10 protein-coding genes are annotated in these 17390 nt (G+C 66.3%); 5 read left to right on the top strand and 5 right to left on the bottom strand.

Annotated elements, in window-relative coordinates:
- Window positions 1-26: 26 nt before the first annotated feature.
- Together CRO50_RS03860 and CRO50_RS03855 are read left to right on the top strand one after the other, a co-directional pair.
- Window positions 27-1208, top strand: a complete 1182-nt coding sequence (locus CRO50_RS03860; RefSeq protein ID WP_179747193.1) for an FIST signal transduction protein — start codon at window positions 27-29, stop codon at window positions 1206-1208.
- Complete coding sequence (locus CRO50_RS03855) at window positions 1208-2998, top strand: sensor histidine kinase (RefSeq protein WP_097144532.1); 1791 nt, start codon at window positions 1208-1210, stop codon at window positions 2996-2998. Before CRO50_RS03860 ends, CRO50_RS03855 begins: the two co-directional genes overlap by 1 nt.
- 16 nt (window positions 2999-3014) lie before the next feature.
- On the opposite strand, the gene CRO50_RS03850 is transcribed toward CRO50_RS03855, so the two are convergent.
- Window positions 3015-4286 carry a glycosyltransferase family 4 protein gene (locus tag CRO50_RS03850; protein ID WP_097144531.1) on the bottom strand — a complete coding sequence of 424 codons (1272 nt, stop codon included), beginning with the start codon at window positions 4284-4286 and terminating at the stop codon, window positions 3015-3017.
- A gap of 13 nt (window positions 4287-4299) precedes the next feature.
- The gene (locus tag CRO50_RS03845) at window positions 4300-5220 is read right to left on the bottom strand and encodes a glycosyltransferase (protein WP_157791707.1); all 921 of its coding nucleotides are present in this window, start codon (window positions 5218-5220) and stop codon (window positions 4300-4302) included.
- A gap of 166 nt (window positions 5221-5386) precedes the next feature.
- On the opposite strand from CRO50_RS03845, the gene CRO50_RS03840 reads away from it, so the two are divergent.
- Both CRO50_RS03840 and CRO50_RS03835 read left to right on the top strand, forming a co-directional pair.
- A complete protein-coding gene (locus tag CRO50_RS03840) occupies window positions 5387-6691 on the top strand; it encodes a glycosyltransferase (RefSeq protein WP_097144529.1) in 1305 nt (434 codons plus the stop codon).
- A gap of 2 nt (window positions 6692-6693) precedes the next feature.
- The gene (locus CRO50_RS03835) at window positions 6694-7950 is read left to right on the top strand and encodes a glycosyltransferase (protein ID WP_143516851.1); all 1257 of its coding nucleotides are present in this window, start codon (window positions 6694-6696) and stop codon (window positions 7948-7950) included.
- Between the two features lie 63 nt (window positions 7951-8013).
- Here CRO50_RS03835 and CRO50_RS03830 read toward each other — a convergent pair whose 3' ends face one another.
- On the bottom strand, window positions 8014-8889 hold the full coding sequence (locus CRO50_RS03830; RefSeq protein WP_097144527.1) for a sulfotransferase family protein: 876 nt from the start codon (window positions 8887-8889) through the stop codon (window positions 8014-8016).
- A gap of 79 nt (window positions 8890-8968) precedes the next feature.
- Window positions 8969-11581, bottom strand: a complete 2613-nt coding sequence (locus CRO50_RS03825) for a calcium-binding protein (RefSeq protein ID WP_097144526.1) — start codon at window positions 11579-11581, stop codon at window positions 8969-8971.
- A gap of 258 nt (window positions 11582-11839) precedes the next feature.
- On the opposite strand from CRO50_RS03825, the gene CRO50_RS03820 reads away from it, so the two are divergent.
- Complete coding sequence (locus CRO50_RS03820; protein ID WP_097144525.1) at window positions 11840-14794, top strand: S8 family serine peptidase; 2955 nt, start codon at window positions 11840-11842, stop codon at window positions 14792-14794.
- On the opposite strand, the gene CRO50_RS03815 is transcribed toward CRO50_RS03820, so the two are convergent.
- On the bottom strand, window positions 14791-17379 hold the full coding sequence (locus tag CRO50_RS03815) for a CheR family methyltransferase (RefSeq protein WP_097144524.1): 2589 nt from the start codon (window positions 17377-17379) through the stop codon (window positions 14791-14793). The two genes, CRO50_RS03820 and CRO50_RS03815, sit on opposite strands and share 4 nt — an antisense overlap.
- Window positions 17380-17390: the final 11 nt, after the last annotated feature.

Below are 17390 nucleotides of genomic sequence, written 5' to 3'. Positions count from 1 at the left end.
CCATGGGAGCGCTACCGGGGGACAAAATGGACACCAACGCCAGCACCACAGCCTTCGCGCTGCCAGGCGGGCAGAGCATTCTCAGCTCCGCCTCGGTGGATATCCAGATGCCGATGGCGGCCCAGATCCTCGCCGAAAGGCTGGGGCGATCCGATCTCGACTGCACTTTGCTCTTTGCCTCTCCCGAGGCCGACACCAAGGCCTTTGCCGAGATGGCCAGCGGGGTCTTCCGGCCCGGCAAGGTGCTTGGTTGCACCAGCGCGGGCGAGATCGACAGCACCGGATATACCCACGGCAAGGTGCTGGGAGTCGGCCTGCCGCGCAGCCATTTCCGCACGGCCTCCATCGCCTTTACCGAAGGAGAGGCCCATTCCACCGGCGCCCTGGTCCGCAAGATCCTGACCGCGCGATCCCGGCTGAACCGCGAAGCCCCTGACTGGCCTCATGAATTTGCGATCCTGCTGATCGACGGCACGAAGCTGCGCGAGGATGAGATGATGGCACGGGTGGCCTCCGCGCTTGGTCCGGTGCCGCTGGTCGGCGCCTCGATCGGATGCGCCGAGGCTGAAGAGCCGGCCATGGTCTTCGGCAGCGATGGCACGGGCCACGGGGCGGTGCTGCTGCAGGTCCGCACCCGCTGCCCCGTCCGCACCTTCCGCACCGATCACTTCCACCCCACCAGCCGCCGCATGGTGGTGACCCGCGCAGACCCCGAACGCCGCCTGGCACTCGAGATCAACGGCGTCCCGGCGGCACGGGAATATGCCCGCCTTCTACGGCTCGACCCCGAGACCCTGACCGAGGCCGATTTCACCGCCAATCCGCTGGTCGTGCGCGTCGGCACCGACCACCACGTCCGCGCCATTCGCTGCGCGACCCCCGAGGGAGCGCTGCAGTTCCACTCGGCCCTTGGCGAGGGCATGGTCCTGACCGTCGCCGCCGGGGAAGAGATGGTCATGCACCTGGAAAGAGAGCTGGCCGCGCTGTCCCTGCCCGTCGCCCCCGAGATGATCCTGACCTTCGATTCTCTGCTGCGCCGCCTGGAGGCGACGCGCAGCAACCGTCTGGCCTCGCTCTCCCGCATCCTGACGCGCCGCCGGGTGCGGGGCCTTTCGACCACCGGAGAGCAGCAGGGCGGCATGCACATGAACCACACGATGACCGGGCTCGCCATCTATGCGCCTGGCACCACGCGGGGCCCGCGTTGATGTCGATCGAAGATCTGGTCGATACCAGCGAACCGGCTGACGCCCAGATCGCCCGCCTGCTGCGGATCGCCGAAGCCCTGATGCGGCGTGTCGAGCAGAAGGTCGACACCTCGGACGTGGCCTATGCCCAGTTCCAGCGCGCCTCGCTGCTGGAACAGGAGGTGCAGAAGCGCACCCGCGAGCTGGAAGATACGCTCGACCTGCTCAACACCTCGAACGAACGCCTCGCCGCCGCCTACCGCGAAAAGGAGGCCGCGCGGGCCAACCTGATCAATGCGATCGAGGCCGTGCAGGGGGGCTTTGCCCTGTTCAGCCAGGACGAGCGGCTGATTCTGTCGAACTCGCGCTTCGGCATGCATATGCCCGATGTGCGCGCCGCCCTGACGCCGGGCCTGAACTACGCCGACTACATCGAGATCGTCAGCCGCTCGCCTCACCTCACCCTGCCGCCCGGCGAAACCCGCGAGGATTGGCAGCGGCGGCGCATGGCGCGGCACAAGGACCGCAACGTGTTGCTCAACGTGCGGCTCAACTGGAACCGATGGGTCCAGGTCAGCGAGCACCGCACCCCCGATGGCGGCTCGGTGATCCTGCAGACCGATGTCACCGACATCATGCGGATCGAGCGCCAGGAACGCGAGCGGATGCTGGACGACCAGGCGCGGCTGATCCGCGCCACGCTCGAGCACCTGGACCAGGGGATCTGCATCTTCGACCGCCAGTCGCGGCTGGTCGGCTGGAACCGGCGGGTCGGAGAGCTCCTCGCCTTCCCGCTGCGCATGTTCTACATGGGCATTCACGCCGAGAAGCTGGTCGACTGGATGGAGGGCAGCTTCACCTTTGCCGATGGCATCAAGGCCGAGCTGATCCGCAACTGGACCCGGCGCCAGGACGGTCGGCCACCTCTGTCCTTCGAGATCATCCGCGAAGGCGATTTCACCCTCGGCGTCTTCGCTCAGGAGATGCCCGACCGCGGCTTCGTCATCAGCTTCACCGATCTGACCAATGAACGAGAGGCCGTCCGCGCGTTGAGTTTCCTCAACGAAGCGCTGGAGGCCCGCGTTTCGGAGCGCACCGAGGAACTTGAGGCCGCGTTGGAAGAGGCCGCGCTGGCCAATGAAACCAAGTCGCGTTTTGTCGCCGCCGCCAGCCATGACCTGCTGCAACCCCTTTCGGCGGCCAAGCTTTTTCTTGCCTCGGCCGAAGACGAGGCCTCGGTCGAGGCGGCACCGATCCTTGGCAAGGCGCGCCGCGCCCTGGAAAGCGTCGAGCACCTTATGGATGCGCTGGTGGATATCTCGCGCCTCGATTCCGGCCGCACCGAGGTCCATGTGGGCAATGTCTCTCTCTCGCGGCTGATGCGGCAGCTTGGCGACGAACTGGCGCCCGAGGCCCGCGCCAAGGGGCTGCGGCTGCGCGTCGTGCCCTCCTCCGCCATCGTCGCCAGCGACCCCACCTACCTGCGGCGGGTCTTGCAGAACCTGCTGACCAATGCGGTGCGCTACACCCGCGAAGGGACCGTCCTGATGGGCGCGCGGCGGCGGGGCGATGAGGTCAGCGTCGAGGTGATCGACACCGGCCCCGGCATTCCTGCCGACCGGACCCGCGATATCTTCCGCGAGTTCCAGCGCCTCGATTCCGCCGCCAGCGCTTCCGAGGGCATGGGTCTGGGCCTTGCCATCGTCGAACGCGCCTGCGCGCTGCTGGACCACGAGCTTTCTCTCGATTCGGAGGTGGGCCGAGGCACCCGCTTCGCCGTCACCCTGCCGGTGCTGCGCTACGACACCTGAAAGCATCGGCCCGCTCCTAGCTTCCCGACCGGGGCCGGCCCCCCGGCGCATCCTGATTGCGGGGCGGGAAGGGCAAAATCCGTGGATCAGGCCGCGCGACCTCCTGCGTCTCTTCGCGTCTGGCGGCCTCGGGATCGCGGATCTCGGGCACCAGGGCCGCCAACAAGCTGCGCATGTCCTCGGCCCATCGAGAGAGCCCGAATTGCCGCGCCCAGGCCGCGCGGGTCTCCGCCCGGTGGCGGAAGGGCGACCGGCCGTGCGCCTCTGCGAGGGCAACGATCCGCAAGGCATCCTCTACCGGATTCTCCGCCTCCCGCCGGGTCAGCGCCACCGCGTGCGGATGCGCCGAGAGCAGAGCCTGGCAACCCGGAATATCCGGAAGTGCCAATGGCAACCCCGCCTCGAAGGCTTCGAGCGCGCCGATCGGCTGGCCTTCGTAGAGCGAGGTCAGCAGGTAACAGCCCGAAATCGCCAGGTAGGGCCTGACATCCTCGACCACGCCGGCAAAGTCGATCCGCCGCAACGCATGGGCCCCGACGATTCTGCGGGCGCGTTTGCGGAAGGCGAAGCTGTCGGTCCCCTCGCCGCAGAGCACCAGACGGTAACTCCCTGGCAATGCGGTGAATATCCGCAACGCCCGTTCCAGGCATTTCTGCCGCGACACCCGTCCGGTGACCAGAATGCGCCGTTGCCCGTCGGCCGGGGGCAGCTCCGGCAGGGGGCCAACATCCGAGGTATTCCCCAGCGCCGCCAACCTGTGCCTTACACAGAGTGCCGGGCCGACGGCTTTTCGATACTCCGACAGCGCGGCGGTAGAGAGGAAAATCAAACAGCGTGGTGGCCCGCGCCTGAGAGAGAGCCGCTCCAACCGCAGCGAAAGCGCCGAGAGCAGCCTGCGGTGCCCCGGACCGAAAGGGAGCCCGTGGTAGGTGATTGCCAGGTGCATCTCGGGCCGCCCGCGGAAAAACCCCGCAATCACAAGCAGGTGCAGTAGCAGCACCCCCATCCTGGCATGCGCCCAGACGAGCTGTGGCTGTTCACGGCGCAGCAATCGCACCAGCAGATGCGCCGTCCTCAAGATCTGCCGCGGCGATAGGGTGCTGCGTAGCCCCTGCAGGGAAATATGCCGCGCCGCGCCGCGTCTGAGAAAGCCATACCCGCCCCGGTCTCGTTCCGACAGGACGATGAAACGTGCCTGTCCTTCACAGGCCTGCAACAGGTGCTGCAAGTGGCGCGGTACACCACTGCGCCCGCCTTCGCCGCCGATCAGCAGCACTTTCGGTATCATGGGCGCTCCGGCCTCAGATCTTTCCAAGGATCGCGGCCCCCCAGAACCCCAGGTTGCCCGGCCAATTCTGGCGATAGAGTCCCGCCTGCCAAAGCTTCTGCAACCGTCGCGCCATGCCGACGCGCCGCGCCCGTGCCAGCAGCAGAAGGATGGCGCGATTCTCTGGCAGCAACAGGTGTTGACAGCGCTCAAGAGCCCCAAGTTGCGCCCCGATGCGCAGGGCGTAAAGCCCCTGCAGCACGGCAATCTTCCGCCCGCTCCACTCTCGCGGCCCGCCCGGAGCGCCAATCGCGTTGTGCGGGTGCTGTCGGTAGAGCAGCGCCGGGCTGCGCTCGGCCAGACAGAGCGCCCCGGCACCGGTCAGCAGCTGGTAGAGGAACCAATCATGGGCGTAGATCCCACCCGCATGGGGCGCAGCGGCGCGGGCAATCCGCGCGGCGGCGCCGTTCATCACGATGGTATTGCCGAAGGCGACATTCTCGATCAGCGCATTGGCGAAGGAGGGTCGGCGCCGCAACGTGGCTGAGGGCGCCATCCAACCGGTCGATGCCTCCCAGTCGATCCGCCGCGCGCAGGTGAAGGCAGGCAAGCGCCCCGGCACCCGGTTGAGCATCTGCATCGCATGGGCCAACCGGTCGGGCAGCCAGATATCGTCCTGGTCCGCCAGCGCCACGGGTCCCGGAAACTCGGGCAAATTCGCCAGCATGGACATGTAGTTGGCTGCAAAGCCCCGCTGAGGTCCATCGCTGACGACGACCCGGTTCGGCCCCTCTGCCAGGCTCCTCGAGAACCGCGCCAGAATCGCGCGCCCCGCGTCGGTCGAACCGTCGTCGCTGACCCGCAGTTCCCAGCCCTCAAGCCCGCAGGACATGAGGCTGGCCAGCTGCGGCTCAAGATGGCGGGCCCCGTTCCGCAGGCCCATCAGGATCAACATCGCCGTTCCCTCCTCGCACGGGCCTGGCGACCCGATTCCTCCTGATCCTGCCCCCGCTGCGGTTAACAAGCGGTATGCGGTCTTCCGAAAGAAATTCATGCCCGTACACGCTTCCTTCACCGCCCCGCCCCTATGACTCGGAAAGACACCAGAAGGGACGGCGCTGATGAGACGGATCGACTATGCCCTGCGCCTTGCGCGGCGCTTCCTGCAGTGCCTGCGGGACGAGGGATGGTCTGCGACCTGGGCCCGCACACGGCGCTGGTGGCGGATGGCGCGCAGCGGGCAATTGCCCTCGATCGCACCCGAGGTGACCGGCACCCTGACCTTCCAGGGCGGTTGGGACGTGCATGGCTTCTGGCTGGAAAGCGCCGAGAAATCCAGCTTCCGGATCAGCGCTCCACCGATGCTGCGGCAACGAAGAAAAGTGGCGCTGATCGGCGATCTGAACCTGCCCCAATGCCGGAAATACCGGGTAGAGCAACTGTCGGAAATCTTCCACGAGGCCGGAGTGGAATACATATTCGCTCACTACGAAGATCTGCCACGTTCCATGGATATCCTTCAGGATTCCAGTCACCTGGTGCTCTACCGACTGCGCAGTTCGGCCCTGGTCACCCGCCATCTCTACGAGGCGCGGCGGCTGCGGTTGCCCGTGCTTTATGACATCGACGACCCGCTATTCTCGATCCCCGCATATACCGATTATCGGAACATGTCGGCGCTGCCGCCTGAGATGGTGAAGGGTTTCCTTGCGGATGCGCCCTTCTACGCAGAGGTCATGAACCTTGCCGATGCGGTCAGCGTCTCGACCCCCGCGCTGCAGGACCATGCGCGCGACTTCACCGCACGCCCGGTCTACCTGCGCCGCAACTTCGCGGATCGCGGCTCCCTCTCCGCCAAGGTGCAGCAGGGCACGTCGGAAACTGACGCGTTCCGGCTCTGCTTCGCCAGCGGCTCACAGGGGCATGAGGTTGATTTCGCAGAGATTTCCGGACAGATCGCGCGTTTTCTCGCGCAGAACAGGAACCGTCGGCTGGTGGTTCTCGGCCACTTCGACCGCAGCCACTTGCCTCAGGCATTGCGGGGCCAAATCGAATGCCACCCATTCTCTGGCTACGCCGCCTACCTGGAGCATCTGTCGCGCTGTGACGCGGCGATCATGCCCCTGACTGATGACCTCTTCAATCGCTGCAAGAGCGGTGTCCGGGTCATCGACGCCGCCTCGGTCGGGGTGCCCAGCCTCGTGGGGCGGGTTTCGGACATGCAGGCGATGGTCGAGGATGGCGTGACGGGACGCGTCCTTGGCGACGGCGCCGATTGGGCCGCAGCATTGGAGGACCTGGCGACGGAGAAGGGTCTTGCGCAAGAGCTTGGGCAACAGGCCCGAAAAGCCCTCGAAACGCGTTGGTCAGCACGTCTGGACGACCCCGTGATAGATCCGGAGCTGGTCCGTTGGGTGGCAGCCTGAACATGCCTCATATCCTTGTCGGCAATGTCTTTTTCGCGCCCTACACCTATGGCGGCGCGACCATCGTCGCCGAAGAGGTGGCACGCGCCCTGCATCGGGACCACGGCTGGCAGGTCTCTGCGCTCTCGGCGGTCAGCCGGGCCGATCTGCCCCCCTATGCGCTGCGCAAGCTGCAAACCGGCGCGATCGCCAGCTATTTGATCAACCTGCCGCCCGAACGCGCCTATGCAGAGATGTACTCGAACCCTGTTGTGACCGAGATCGCGGCGCGGCTGATACAATCCCTCTGCCCGGACCTGGTGCATCTGCATTGCCTGCAAGAGCTGGGCGCGGGCCCGATCCGCGCCGCACGTGAGGCCGGCGTGCCGGTGGTGGTCTCGACACATGACTTCTGGTGGCTCTGCGAACGGCAGTTCATGATCGACCCCGAAGGGCGGTATTGCGCCCAGACCCCGGTCCGGGTGGAGAACTGCCGCGGCTGCGTGCTGGATCATGGCCGTGCGCAGACGCGCTCCCGGCATCTTGCCGCGGCGCTGGAACAGGCGGATCTGGTCACCTACCCTTCTGAATTTGCAAGGAATCTTTCCAGATCCTCCGGGCTCAGGGGGAAGCGAGATGCGGTTTGGCAGAATGGGGTGACCCTGCCCTGCCCCGGCTTCTCCGAGGCCCAGGCAGAACGGCGGCGCAAAGGCGGGCCGCATGTCTTCGCCTTCTGCGGCGGCCCTTCGCAATTGAAGGGCTGGCCGCTGATCCGCGATGCCTTCCTCACACTCGAACGCGGCGATTTCCGCGTCCTGCTGGTGGATGGCGCCCCCGGTGGCGGCTGGTGGGACAAGGTGCAATTGTCTCGGCTCCCCGGCCAGTGGGAGGTCGTCCCCCGCTACGAGCAGGATGCGATGGATGCCTTCTGGGCCCGCGTCGACACGCTGCTCTTCCCCTCTCAGTGGAAAGAGACCTTCGGCCTTACGGTGCGCGAAGCGCTCTGTCGTGGGGTCCGCGTGATCCAGACCGACAGTGGCGGCACGGTGGAACATCAGGGCCCTGACCGGGACCGTATGCTAACCATCGGCGGCGGCGCAGCAGAGCTGCAAGCCGAGCTGCGTCATGCGCTGGACCGGCCCGATCCCCATCCCGCCCCCGTCCCGGTGGCGGGGTTCGCAGATCAGGCGGCGGAGTTCGTCCGGCTGACCCAGGGGTTGATCGAACCCCAGGGTGCCTGGTCGCGGAAACACCCTATCCCAAAGCGCAAGAGCGCCTGACCCCCGGGGCCAGGCTGCAGAATGATCGCAGGCGTCGCCCCGGCACCGCCAGGACTTCTCGCTCTAGCGGGTCCAGCTTTCAGGCACCTCGAGGCCCTCGGCACGGACCTCTGCAATGATCCGGGCCACGTCCTTTGCGACCAGCGCCGGGAAGAAATCGGGCATCGGGATCGAGGCCGAGGCATTGACCTGCCGGTTGATCAGCGCCTCGGGGTAGCTGGCCGGGTCGAGCCCCAGGAAGCTTTCGATCCGGCGCAGAACCGCGAGCGGCTCGCTCCGCATATCCTCGTAGAAGAGCGGCAGGAAACACTCTTCGGGCAGCCCCGCCCGCATGCGACGCAGGGCGGCGCCATATTCGGCATTGGGCCAGAGAAAATCCCGCCGCATGAAACGGTTGAGCTCTTCCGGGCTCCATTGATCCAGCTTTTCCAGCTGGCCGGTGACCTGCAGGTGGAATTTCACGTGGCTCCACAGGCGTTTGACCGGGTGCCGCATGGTGTAGATGACGCGCAGCCGACTGCAGCCGGCGCGGATACGTGGCCAGGCCTCTTTCGGCAGATGCGCATAGAGGTTGGAGAAATCGCAGGCGTAGAGCTCCCCCCTGGGGCGGGTGAAGAGGCCGCGATACCAGAGGTCGTCGACCGGCCGCGACAGGTAGGCGGCGACCCAGTGCAGGTTGGCGCGGACACGGTCCGGGTTGGCGCGCTCGGGATCGAACCGCTCAAGATAGCGCTCCTTCGCCAGTCGCAGGCGCGCCGGGTCGGACAATTGCCGGTCGTCGACGTAGCGGTGGTAGAAGTAATGCAGCTCCTTCTCGGGGGTGAAATGCAGCTCGGGGTGTTGTTCCAGCACCGAGTAGAGCCAGGTCGTGCCCGCCTTCATCGCCCCCGCGCTGAGAAAGAGGTGCCCGAACACCGTCGGCGCGTTCTGCGCGGTCATCTGCTGCCCTCCTGGCCTGCTGTCCGGGGCAGGCTAGGGCCGAAGGTTGAACCAAAGGTTTACCACGCCGGGCAGCAGCTCAGAACAGGAAGTCCCCGGCGTCAAGTTCGCCGAGCGAGACACCTTGCAGCAGGATCTGGTCTCCATCCGCGCCGGCGATCAGCACCGAGCCGCCGATCTCGAAGACATGGTTCTGCATCAGGTCAGCGAAGTCACGGATCGCCGAGACACCGGAAAGGTCGATCTTTTCCAGGGCGTTGTTCGCGTCGAAGTCGCCTATGGTGTCGTCTCCGTGGCCATCGCCGAAGACGAAGATATCCGCGTTGAAGTTGCCCCGGATCAGGTCATCTCCGGCCCCGCTGTCGATCACGTCGAACCCGGCCCCGCCGGCCAGCTGGTCATCCCCCGATCCGCCATGCAGCGTGTCATTGCCGCCGCCCGCCCAGATCCGGTCCCGGTCGGCACCGCCAAGGAGCAGGTCGTTGCCCGCCTCTCCGAAAAGCGCATCGGTGCCGGCGCCGCCAAGGGCGGTGTCATCGCCCTCTCCGGTGAAGAGACGGTCGAACCCCTGGTCCCCGGACAGCAGGTCATTGCCGCTGCCGCCATAGAGATTGTCGGCCTGGTTGCCGCCATAGAGGCTGTCCTCGCCGGAGCCGCCCGAGAGGAAATCGAAGCCGCCGTCACCGAAAAGAAGATCCGCTCCGCCGTCGCCATGAAGGCGGTCCTCGTGGATGCCGCCGCGCAGCAGGTCTTCCCCCTCGCCGCCATAGAGACGGTCATTCTGATCGCCGCCGATCAGCCGGTCCGTGCCGGTGCCGCCATAGAGGTTGTCCTGCCCGGTCTCGCCCAGCATGCGGTCGTCGCCCGCCTCGCCGTAAAGCCTGTCGGCCTGGCCGCCACCGTTCATGAAATCTCCGCCCGCGCCGCCGTGCAGCGTGTCGAAGCCCGCGTCTCCGGTCAGCACGTCCATGCCGTCGCCGCCCTCGACAAGGTCGTTGCCATTGCCGGCATGGATGCGGTCGTTGCCCAGGTCCCCATAGATGCGGTCGTCCCCGGCGCCGCCGTAAAGCTCATCGGCGGCGCCCATGCCGCGGATCGTATCGGCGGCGTCATTGCCCAACATGCGGTCGGTGCGCTCGCTACCCTGCATGTAGCGACCGACCTCGCTTTCCACGTAGCTGTCCAAAGACAGGCGCGAGAGCATGTAGAGCAGATCCGAACCGAAGTCCGAGGCCTCCAGCGGGGCGCCATCCGCAGTGCGGATCTGGATCACCTCGTCGCCGATATGGAACTCTCCGCCCCATTCGCGGCTGACGAAAAGCAGGCGCGAGGGGTCGGTCTGATTGGTGATGCGCGAGAGATCCAGCCGGTCCACGCCGAGCTCGAAGTCGGCGATGACATCGGTCTCGCCATCCGCGGAGAGGGCAAAGATATCGGCCCCCGCACCGCCCGTCAGCGTGTCGGCCCCGCTGCCGTCGACCAGGATATCGTCCCCGCCGCCGCCATCGAGCTGGTCATCGCCGCCACCGCCGGTCAGCGCGTCATCGCGGGAGGTGCCGGAAAGCTGGTCCGCCCCGGCTCCGCCGCCCCGCGCCACGCCCTGCCCGCCAAGATCCACCTGGGTTGAGGTGATGCCCGCCTCTCCCTCGCCCGCCGCATAGATCGTCAGCACATCGCCCGAGACCGCCGTGGCGATGGCAGAGACATTGGACAGGCTGAGGTCGGTGCGATCGGCCAGGGTGCAATGGTGGAAGAGCTCTCCGTTCGGCAGCAGCTCGAAGAGACTGAGCCCGTCATCCGCGCCGCCCACAAGGACATAGGCACGGCCGCCGACCTCGACGGTTTCCAGCGTGGTGACATTCTGGAAGCGGGTCGAAAGGTCGTCGATCACGTGATCCGTGGGGGTGAGAGAGCCGTCGCTCCCCAGCCGCATGACGGTCAGGGAATCCGACCCGGCAGAGGCCAGCACCAGGTAGCTTTGCCCGCCGCTGGTGACATCGGCCACGGCGGTCGGCGCGTCGATCCAGATGCCGTTCTCGGCGCCGATATCGGCGGTGCGGCTGAGGTCTCCGTCTGCTTCGACGCGGTAGACGCTCATCATGTCGCCGGTGGCATAGGTGGCGACGACGAAGTCATGGCCGCCCGCGCGGGTCAGCAGCAGATCGCTTTCCGCATGCGAGGCCCCCGCCCCGCTTCTGGTGATCACGCTGGCGCTGGCAGAGCCCAGCGACAGGTCGAGCCGCACCAGCCCGCCCCCCGCCAGCGCGCCATAGCCCCAGGAGCCGCCATCCCCATCAGCGCGCACCTCGAGCTCGGTCAGCTGGCCCAGGTCCAGCCCGTCGCTGACGAAGTCATTGCCCCAGCTCAGCTCTCCGGTATCGCGCTGCTGCCAGGTCTCCAGCCGGGCGCTGTCCAGGCCGACGACCCCCAGCAGGGACTTGCCGCCGACCTCGATCAGCTCCAGCTCGGGCACGGTCAATTGCAGCAGATTTTCCGACAGTTCTTCGCTGTCGACCAGTTGCGGGGCCCCCTCGCCCAGGGCGTAGACAGAGATCCCGCCGCCCGCACGGGTCAGCGAATACAGATGGGTCCCGCCCTCGGTCTCGCTGACCATCAGGTCGGTGATCCCCCAGCTGCGCCCGTTCCCCGCCAGGGGCAGCAGGCCACTGTTCTCGAAGCTTAATTCCGACATTCCGCACCCCACGGCGTGCCCCCGACAGGGCCGCGCAACCACTCGGGGGCACCCTGCGCGCGGAATGCGGAGACAGACCGGCGGAACTGATGGCGAAAACTGGGCCCTTATCGGCGTTTCGGCTCAAATGCCTTCAGAAGTTCTCGGAAAGTTAACCAAGCATCTAAAGGGCGAGGGATTGCGGCGGCAGGTCTTAACCCGCCCGTTTACCGCTTTGCCCCTATCCCGTGGTCACCCAGAAGCGTGACGGAGACCACGATGCCCCAACAGCCTGTCAGCCAGCCGAAACAGATACCGCCGCTTGCGCCGCGCGATACCGGCCCGCGCAACATCGGGCTGAACGGCACCGGGCCGGACAGCAGCCCCGGCACGGGCGGTGGCGGCGCCGTGCCGGTGGCGCCGCATCCGGTCGCCGCAGGCGCCAACCCGCTTTACGGCTCGCAATGGCACTTCGGGCTGATCGGCGACATCGACAGGGTCTGGGAAGACTATACCGGCAGCGGCGTGGCGGTCGGCGTCTATGACGACGGGGTCGAGGCCGCCCATCCCGACCTGGCGGGCAACTACGACGCCTCGCTCGAGCTGAGCCTGATCGACGCCGCCCCCAATGCCGATAGCGACGGGCATGGCACCTCGGTGGCCGGGATCATCGCCGCCTCCGAGAATGCCGTCGGCGGGATCGGCGTGGCTTATGGGGCCAGCATCACCGGGGTCGACTACCTGAACGATGCCTTCTCGCTGAACTACTCCGATTACCTGACCGTGCTGCAAGAGACCGCCCGCTTCGACGTGGTGAACAACTCCTGGGGGTCACTGCCCAGCTATTCCGAGTACACGGATATCGGCGAGCCCGGCCAGCAGGCGGGCCTTGAAAGAGAGGCCCTCGGCACGGCACTCAGCGAGGGGCGCGGCGGGCTGGGCACGATCCTGACCAAGGCCGCGGGCAATTACGCCAATGACAGCGAGGCCGAGGCGCTTGGCGTCTGGGGCAATGCCCATGCGGACGGGCTGAACAACCTGCATGAGATCATCACCGTCGCCGCCACCGGCTCCACCGGCCATGTCACCTCCTATTCCAACTTCGGCCATGCGGTGCTGATCGCCGCCCCCGCCGCTTCGGTCACCACCGACCGCACGGGCAGCGCGGGCTACAGCAGCGGCGATTATACGACCAGCTTCGGCGGCACCTCGGCGGCGACGCCGGTGATCTCGGGCGTGGTCGCCCTGATGCTAGAAGCCAATCCCGACCTGCACTGGACCGATGTGCAGAATATCCTGGCGGCCTCGGCCAGCCAGACCGGCTCTGCCTTCGGGTCGCCCGGCAGCGGCTACGAGCGCGCGGCCTGGAGCGCCAATGGCGCAGAGACCTGGAACGGTGGCGGGATGACCTATTCCCCGAGCTACGGCTACGGCATGGCCGACACCCATGCCGCGGTGCGCATGGCCGAGGTCTGGACGCAGATCTCTCCGGCGACCCGCGACACGCTGATCACCCGCAGCGCCAGCAATACCCAGAGCGTCGAAATCCGGGACCTCGCCACCACCGAAATCAGCATCACCCTGCCCGATGACCAGATGCTCATCGACCACCTCTATGTCACGGTCGACTACCAGCATTCCTGGGAGAACGACCTGAACCTGTCGCTGATCACCCCCGATGGCGATGAGTTGATCCTGAAGCAGCAAGAGGGCTACGGCAGCTATGACGCGGACTGGACCTTCGGCATCAGCTCGCTGCGCGGCATGACGGATGGTGGCACCTGGACGGTGCGGGTGGTGGACAGCGTGAGCGGCGACAGCGGCACCCTGCGCGGGATCACCCTGGACTTCGAGGGCCGTCAGCCCGCCAACGGCGATGTCTATACCTTCACCGACGACTTCCTCGACCTCGCTGCGGCAGAGGCCGGGCGCAGGGATATCTCGATGGCCGACGGCGCCAGCGACTGGATCAACGCGGCGGCGGTGAGCGGCGACACCCAGATCACACTGGGCGACAGCGCGGGTTCTCTGCGCGTGGCGGGCAGCCTCTGGGCCGGGCTCGCCGGTAGGGTCGAGCATCTGGCCACCGGCGACGGCAACGACAGCCTGGCGGGCAATGCGGCCGACAACAGGATGCTCGCGGGTCGAGGCGATGACACGCTTGAGGGCGGCGCGGGCGCGGATACGCTGTCTGGCGCCCGCGGCGCGGATCTGCTGACCGGCGGCAGCGGAGACGACCAGCTGACAGGCGGCAGCGGTGACGACATCCTCCATGGCGGCGCAGGCGCGGATACGCTCTCGGGCAGCTTCGGCGATGACGAGCTCAGAGGCGGCGCGGGCGATGACCTGCTGACCGCCGATGCCGGCTTCGACACGATCTACGGCGAGGCCGGGCATGACACGCTGAACGGCGGCTCGACCGCAGACGAGATCCACGGCGGCAGCGGAGACGACCTGCTGATCGGAGAGCTGGGCACGGACCACCTTCTTGGCGACCGGGGCGATGACCTGCTGCGCAGCAATGCCGGCAACGACTACCTCTATGGCGGCGCGGGGGCCGATACGCTGCTGGCCGGCACGCAGGAGGACCGGGCCTACGGCGGCGCCGGGGCGGATCTTCTCTTTGGTGAGGGCGGCTTTGACCGGCTGGAAGGGGGGTCGGGCGACGACAGGCTCTATGGCGGGTTACAGGCGGACAACCTGCTGGGCGATGCGGGCAATGACCTGCTGGAAGGCGGGCAGGGCCTGGACCGACTGTTCGGCGGGGCCGGGAACGACACGCTCAACGCCGGCACCACGGGCGATGGCCTCTTCGGCGGGTCGGGGGATGACATCCTCTATTCCGGCAGCGGCGACGACAGGATCTTTGGCGGCAGCGGCAATGACCTGGTCAACCACGGGGCCGGGAACGACACGGTCTTTGCCAACGCCGGCTTCGATACCATCCTGAGCAGCTCCGGCGACGACGAGCTATACGGAGGGTTCAACGCCGACACCTTCCTGTTCTCGGGACACTTCGGCAACGACACGATCCGCGACTTCGACGCGACCAACGACCTGGAGCAGATCCAGTTCGCCAATGCATCGCCGATCAGCGATTTCACCGACCTCATGACCAGCCATGCCAGCCAGCAGGGCAGCGATGTGCTGATAGAGGATGGCCACGGCAACAGCATCCTGCTGGAGGGGGTCAGTCTTGCCAGCCTGGACGAAGCCGATTTCGTCTGGGCCTAGGCCGCGAACAGCTCGTCGCCGGTGAAGATCAGCAGCACGCCACGCAGCTGGCGGCCATCCAGCATGCGGTCGAAGGGGAAGCAGCGGATCTCCAGCCGGGCCCCTTCGTAGTCGCCGCTGCGGCTGACATAGCGGTCGCTGTCCAGCACCTCTCGCGCCAGCTCGGCCAGGTCGACGAAGCCGGGGCGCGGGCCGACCACGCCAAGGCTGCGGTCGACATCGTGCTCTTCCATGTGGAAGACCTCTCCGATCAGGCGCGAGAAGCGGCGAATGCGCAGCCCCTCGTCCAGCACGATCACCCCCAGCTTCATGAAGCCCAGCACCAGCTCCATGTCGCGGCTCAGTTCCGAGAGCATCTCGATCTTGCGCTCGTGCTCCGCCGAGACCGACACAAGTTCCTCGTTCACCGCGTGCAGCTCTTCGTTCGAGCTCTGCAACTCCTCGTTCGAGGCCTGGAGTTCCTCGTTGGAAGCCTGAAGCTCCTCGTTGGAGGCCTGAAGCTCTTCGCCGCTGGCCTCCAGCCGCTCGGTCACATGTTGCAGGGTCTCTTCGGTCAGGCGCAGATCACGCTCCAGCTCCTGGATGCGCCGGCTGAGCATGGTCTCGTCATCGACGGCCAGCGGGAGGGTGCCCGTGCCGGTCTCGTCACCAGGAAGCGAGCCATCGGCCTCCACCCGCGTCAGCCCGACCAGGATGCAGTGGAACTGGCCCTTCGACTGCAGCGCTTCCATCTTGACCGCCAGGTTGTGGGTCTCGCCCTCGACGACATTGACCTGGACCTGGCGCAGGTATTCGCCCTCCTCGCCCTTGCGCAGGCGCTCGATGCCGACGTTGATGACGAAATGAAGATCGGGATGGACGATCTCTTCGACCGTCCAGTCCGCCAGGTTGTTCAGCGTGTCGATATAGGTGGCCGCGATCCCGAACCAGGCCAGGACCCCGCCCTCGGCCGTGATGATGATGGAGCTTGGCGCATAGCGCTTGAGCAGGCTGTCATAGGTGCGCACCAGGCGCTCGCGGTCGGCATGCAGGGCCTGATGCGGCCGCGGGATGGAGGGGCGCATCGCGGGGACGGCAAGACGGCGGGAATCAGGCATGTCCAAGTCGTTCCTGGTAAATTTCGGGCGGGCACCAACCGAAAGGAAACGATCGTGGGAGGACCGCTTCGAGGTGTTGCGATAGATGCGCCATCGCCCGTTCAACTGCTCAAAATCACTGACGAAACGGCCAAGGCTCTCTGATGGGCCAAGCATCAGGAAGCCATTCTGCCGCAGGCCGAAGAGGAACATGGAGATCACCCGGATCTGCGCCTCTTCATTAAGGTATATCAACAGGTTGCGGCATGTAATCAGGTCGATCTGCAAGAACGGCGGATCGCTGAGCACATCGTGTATCGAGAAGATCAGCTTCTGCCGCAGCACCGGGTCGATCACGTAGTGGTCGTCGACCTTGTTGAAGTAGCGGTCACGCAGCACCGGGTCGATCTTCTCCATCGACTGGGCCGAGTAGATCCCCATCGAGGCGCGCTCGATCGAGCCGCGATGCAGATCGGTGGCGATGATGCGAAACTTGCGGTCGATCCCCGCCTCGCGCAGCACCTCGGAAAGCTCGATGGCGATCGTATAGGCCTCTTCTCCGGAGGCGCAGCCGGGCACCCAGATGCGCAGCGAGCTGTCCTCTCTGGTGCGCGCCACCAGGGGCTCCAGCACGTGCTCGCGCAGCTTCCGGAAGGAATCGCGATCGCGGTAGAACTCGGTCACCCCGATCAGCAGATCGTGGTAGAGCTCTTCCAGCGCAGTGGGACTTTGCTCCAGCAGCTCGAAGTATTCGGCCATGCGAGAGATCCCGCGCAAGTGCTGGCGCCGCTCGATCCGGCGATGCACGTTCGGAGACTTGTAGGCCGAGAAATCCACCTGGTGATGGCGCTGCAACAACGAGACGACGGCCTGCACATCAGGGGCGCTCTCGTCCTCTGCCCGCTCGTGTTTGATACCGCTGAGCATTTCGCGCACCGCGGTCGGGATATCCGCCACTGACAGCACGCGGTCCGCCGCTCCCACGGTCAGCGCCGAGCGCGGCATCGAGGCAAAGGCGGCCTCCTGCGGGGATTGCACGAAGACCGAACGGCCAGCGGTGCGCATCGCCTGCGCCCCGCGTGTCCCGTCCGAGCCGGAGCCAGACAGGATCACCGCGCAGCTTTGCACCACCGAATTCTGCGACAGGGACTTCAGGAAAGCGTCGATGGGCAGATGCGGCAGCGCCGCGTCGGGCTCGAACCGGGTGACCTTGAACTTCCGCCCGACCAGCTCGACCTGCACATTGGGGCGATTGAGGTAGATCGTGTTCGGCTCGGGTATCATCCCGTCGTCCACATGCAGGATCGGCATCGACGAGCGCCGGGCCAGGAGCTCGTCCATCATCGAGCGGTAGTCGGGAGAGAGGTGCTGGATCACGACATAGCACCAGCCTTCATTGCGCGGCGCGAAGTCGAAGAAGGTTTCGAGAGGGTCGAGCCCGCCCGCAGAGGCTCCGATGGCAACAAGCGGCATGCCGCCGGTTTCGCCGCTGGGTTCACTCTCTCCCATTATCACTCGCC

The sequence above is a fragment of the Pseudooceanicola antarcticus genome (genome assembly GCF_900215355.1).
GTDB lineage: Bacteria > Pseudomonadota > Alphaproteobacteria > Rhodobacterales > Rhodobacteraceae > Pseudooceanicola > Pseudooceanicola antarcticus.
The sequence above is the reverse complement of the archived record's forward strand: the minus strand, read 5'-3'. Positions and strand labels throughout refer to the sequence as shown.